The following is a 575-nucleotide window of genomic DNA, read 5'->3' on the forward strand; positions in this document are numbered from 1 at the left end:
ATGTTTACATCGACCTTTCAAATGCAAAATCTGGTGAAGAGGCATTTTTCTCGAAATCAACGATTCGATTTGAGACGAAATCCTCATCCGTTTTTGTCGATCTTGTTGCGAAGAGTGTTGAGGAAGTGCGCGTTAATGGTGCGCCTGCAAACTACGAGGTGACGGATACGCGGGTCTTGGTGAAAGACCTTCCAACGGATAGCCCAGTGAGTTTAGAAATTGAGTCGCATTGCTACTACTCGACAACCGGGGAAGGCCTGCATCGCTACATCGATCCAGAGGATGGCGCTACCTACCTCTACACGCAGTTTGAGCCCACGGATGCGCGCCGCGCATGGGCCTGCTTTGACCAACCCGATCTGAAGCTCCGCTGGCAGTTCAGTGTTAAGGCTCCCTCGGATTGGATAATTCTATCTAACCAGCCCGAACAGTCCCGTAATGCGGTTGGCGAGCTGGCGGAGGTAACGTTCAAACGCACGCCACCGCTCTCGTCCTACATCACTGCGGTGGTTGCCGGCCCATACGCTCGCGTTGATGGAGGCACCTGGAGTGGGGGAGCCGCCGACGGTGGCCAC

At 54.6% G+C, this 575-nt stretch carries 1 pseudogene; it reads left to right on the forward strand.

Annotated elements, in window-relative coordinates:
- Positions 1-575 (forward strand): annotated as a pseudogene (locus tag HMPREF1627_RS01020) (aminopeptidase N); the annotation flags it as partial.

Source organism: Actinomyces sp. S6-Spd3 (assembly GCF_000758755.1).
Taxonomy (GTDB): Bacteria; Actinomycetota; Actinomycetes; order Actinomycetales; family Actinomycetaceae; genus Pauljensenia.